Annotated in this window: 1 protein-coding gene and 4 pseudogenes; 2 read left to right on the top strand and 3 right to left on the bottom strand. The window is 51.0% G+C overall.

Going from position 1 to position 3,934, the window contains the following annotated elements; genetic code table 11:
* Nucleotides 1-108: 108 nt before the first annotated feature.
* Nucleotides 109-1,071 carry a nucleoside hydrolase gene (locus GSP01_RS14385; protein WP_141354632.1) on the bottom strand — a complete coding sequence of 321 codons (963 nt, stop codon included), beginning with the start codon at nt 1,069-1,071 and terminating at the stop codon, nt 109-111.
* A gap of 226 nt (nt 1,072-1,297) precedes the next feature.
* On the opposite strand from GSP01_RS14385, the pseudogene GSP01_RS14380 reads away from it, so the two are divergent.
* Nucleotides 1,298-2,270, top strand: a pseudogene (locus GSP01_RS14380) (transposase).
* A gap of 186 nt (nt 2,271-2,456) precedes the next feature.
* On the opposite strand, the pseudogene GSP01_RS14375 reads toward GSP01_RS14380, so the two are convergent.
* Nucleotides 2,457-2,717 (bottom strand): annotated as a pseudogene (locus tag GSP01_RS14375) (IS701 family transposase); the annotation flags it as partial.
* 81 nt (nt 2,718-2,798) lie between these two features.
* Here GSP01_RS14375 and GSP01_RS14370 point away from each other — a divergent pair.
* Nucleotides 2,799-2,969: pseudogene (locus GSP01_RS14370) on the top strand (IS5/IS1182 family transposase); the annotation flags it as partial.
* A gap of 133 nt (nt 2,970-3,102) precedes the next feature.
* Here the strand turns inward: GSP01_RS14370 and GSP01_RS14365 are convergent.
* Nucleotides 3,103-3,934, bottom strand: a pseudogene (locus tag GSP01_RS14365) (transposase); the annotation flags it as partial.

Here is a 3,934-nt window from a genome sequence, read left to right as displayed (position 1 = left end):
TCTTTCATGACGGCGGGGCAGATCCCCGACCGCCTTCTTCTCAGCCATCTGCCTCGCCGCAGCCGTCATCTTCTGGCTATGAGCCCTGAGCCTACTCAGACAGATATATTACTTAATGCGCTGAACAAGTAGATTAACTACGGCCTTGCTATTAACAGATAAACACGCCGAGACATTCTCTGGCCCAGATGACTGCACAGTATCTCCACGCTCTGAAACAGAGAGATGCATGGGGACTAACGTGCATATATTTGGCTGAATTAAATAAGCTACAGGCACCACATCAAACAGAGTGGGAATAGGCCCGTATGCTGATTTCGCAGCCCACTGCTGGGTCAATTCTTGAAGAGAATCTGTAACTGGCGTATGCGCGTGAAATATTTGTTCGGCAGCAAATTTGCTTAACGCTACCTCTGTGGCATCCAACGGCATAAGCTGTATAGGAACGCCCGAAGTCAAAATGGCACGTAGAGCACTCGGGTCTAGAGAGGCGTTTGTCTCTAATGACGGTGTAGAAGAATTTGTGCCAGCTATTTTTCCATAACCGTGATGAATAGAACCCGCCATCAGCACAATAGCGCGCAAACGTCGGAAGGCGATTGAATCACGCGAAATCATGGCGGCAATGGTCGATGGTGGAGCAAGTCCTATAAGCGTAATAGTATGATTGGGTTGAGTTCGTAAAAGCTGAAGTGCTTTCTCCACAGCATCTGGAAAATATTTGTGGTAATTCTCTTGACCTTGAGCCCACGATTTTTGGGATAATGCCTCAGCATGTAGTGTTGAAGGACCACGAGTGACCGGGATATCCGTGCGGCCTGCCATATCTAGAAAACGGCGTGCCAATTTTGCCCGAGCATCTGTATCACCTGAACTCGCCATTATTAAATCAATTTTTAAATCCGGCGAAGCTGCTGCTAATGCTAATGCGAATGCATCATCAATATCTGTGCCTACATCAGTATCAATAATAACTTCTCTAGATTTTATAGTATCGGACCGTGCATTAAATGCAATAAACGCAAATGATAAAGAAATGTATTTTAAAGTATTAATGAATTTCTTAATCATTATTATAATACTCTGATATATCTAGATTGATCGTGTTATTTCATAATGAATGTTTCTCCATATTTGTCAATATTATAAATGAACTACTGATGTTTATATTAATTGTCCTGACTTAAAAAATCTAATTTATGGGATTTTGTTTATGCCGTGTAGGGTTTGAAAAACCCTCTGGTTTTGAGGGTTCCTCTATGATTCCATTTTCCTTGCGTTGATTGGAGTATGGATCATGAAGCAGGCGAGATGTTTTGGCGTTGAAGAACGGCTTGCCCGGTTGAGTGGGCTTGGTGACCGGCTCGAAGCGTTTTCCCGGGCTGTAGATTTTGAAGTATTCCGCTCGGAACCGGATAAAGCTTTGGCTTATGCGGACGGAAGAAAATGTGGACGACCGCCATTTGATCCGGTGCTGATGTTCAGGATCCTGGTGATCCAGATGCTCAACAGTTTGTCTGATGAGTGGACAGAGTATCTCATCAACGATTGCCTCTCCTTTATGCGCTTCCTTGGTCTGGGACTTTCAGATCGGATGCCTGATGCCAAAACAGTCTGGCTGTTCCGTAAGCGCCTGATACAGGCGAGGGCCATTGAAAGACTGTTTGAGCGTTTTGATGCGACCCTGCGCAGTGCTGGTTATCTGCCGATGTCAGGCCAGATCCTGGATGCCACGCTCGTAGCGGCTCCGAAGCAGCGCAATGCAAACGCTGAGACAGAGGATTTTCGTGATGGGCAAATCCCACAGGACTGGTAGGACAAGCCGTCAAAGCTGTCCCACAAGGACAGGCATGCGCGCTGGATCCTGAAGTTCACGAAAGCGAAGCGACAGGAAGACGAGAGTATGCCCCTAACAGATCTGGCCATCCCGTTCTTTGGCTATAAATCGCACATCTCCATTGATCGGAAATATCGGCTGATCCGCAAATGGAAGACGACGAATGCCACATCTCAAACCTATGCTCCGGCATATCCAGAGATCCAATGCAGGAAAGTCCGTGATCCGATCTCGTGTGGAGCACGTCTTTGCGAATCAGAAATCACAGACAGGGTTGTTCGTCCGAACCGTCGGCATCACCCGAGCCACCATGAGGATCGGGCTGGCCAATATCGTCTACAACATGCGCCGCTTCCTCTTCTTCGAAAGGTTGAACGCTAGAGCGTTTCCACTGAACTCTGAATCGAGAGGTGACACTGAGGGCGTCTTGTGATTCACCGTTTTCATTGATGGAGACGGTGATGGCACGAGCATTGAGAGATGATCTTCGGCATCGGGTTCTAGCACTACAGTTGCGTTTTTGTTTTAAGGCGTGAGAGATATGCTGCGGCCTGATGGGTTCGTCGAAACACGGACCAACGGAGGATATGCGGGATAGGGATCTGAGCCTGGGTGATTTTTACGGCGAGGCGTCGGATTTCCTGGATCGACCACCGGATGAGCTTTTGCGCGTTGGCCGTCGGCTTTTTTTGAGCGCGAGGGCATTAGCTTGCGAGCGTACTGCCGCCACCATGGCGTAGGCGAGCATGACCAGCGTGACATGACGGTGCCAGCCGTGCCAGGAGCGGGTCTCGTTATGATCGAGGTCGAATTCGTTCTTCGCAGTTTCGAAACCTTCCTCGACCCGCATCAGCGTCTTGAGCAGCGTCCCTTGCGGGCACTAGGTGGAGGGGTCGAAAAACCCCCTGGTTTTGGGTCGGTCTTTATGATTCCATTTCCCCTGAGTTGATTGGGGGCATGGATCATGAAGCAGCCGGGTTTCTTTGATGTTGAAGAGCGGCTTGCCCGGTTGAGCGGGCTCGGTGATCAGCTCGAAGCCTTCTCCCGGACTGTGGATTTTGAAGTCTTTCGTCCTGACCTGGAGAAGGCACTGGCCTATTCAAATGGAAGCAAAGGCGGGCGACCGCCATTTGGAGGGATCGAAGAACCGTTGATTGGCGGCGGCTGGCTCCTGATTTCAGGGTTATGGCGTGCCGATTGACGGTTTCCGGGGTGACTTTCGCTCTGCGTTTTGAACAGATCGCGTGCTATCGCCAGTGGGATGACTACGCGCTCGCGTTTAACCTCTCGAGGAAGAGGAAGCGGCGCATGTTGTAGACAATATTGGCCAGACTGATCCGCATGGTGGCCCGGGTGATACCGACAGTTCGGATGAACAGTCCCGTCTGTGATTTCTGATCGGCAAAGACATGCTCGACGCGCGAGCGGACCACTGAATATGGCGGGGCATGGGCTTGAGATGCGGCTTTTTCCTGTGAACTTTCGAGACGAAACCCTCTTTGCCCATGAAGTCCTCATCGGCTTTCGAGCGATAGGCGGTGTCTGCCCAAACGGTTGAGGCTGTATTGGTTTTATCCAGAAGGCCCTTGCGCAGTCTGGCACCATCACTGGCAGCAGCATCCGTCGCCTTCCATTTCCGGATGAACCGAAACTTCCGGTCGATGGAAACATGCGATTTATAGCCAAAGAATGGAATGGCGAGGTCCGTGGCCGGGAGCGTCCCGTCCTCCTGCCGCTTTGCCTTCGTGAACTTCAGCGGCCAGCGGGCGTGCCTGTTCTGGTGGGACAGCTTTACCGGCTTGCCTTCCCAGCCTTCGGGGATCCGTCCTGCCCGAAGATCGGCCTTCTCTCCGTTGGTATTGCGCTGCTTTGGAACCACTACCAATGTCGCATCCAGGATCTGGCCCGACATTGGCAGATAACCGGCGTTCCGCAGAGTTGCATCAAACCGGTCAAACAGTCTTTCAATAGCTCCCGCCTGGGTCAGACGCTCACGGAACAGCCAGACCGTTTTGGCATCGGGAACACGGTCCGACAGTCCCAGACCGAGGAAGCGCATGAAGGACAAGCGGTCGTTGATCAGATATTCCGTTCGCT

Origin of the sequence: Gluconobacter sphaericus NBRC 12467 (assembly GCF_006539125.1) — a bacterium.
In the GTDB taxonomy this organism is placed as follows: Bacteria; Pseudomonadota; Alphaproteobacteria; order Acetobacterales; family Acetobacteraceae; genus Gluconobacter; species Gluconobacter sphaericus.
The sequence above is the reverse complement of the archived record's forward strand: the minus strand, read 5'-3'. Positions and strand labels throughout refer to the sequence as shown.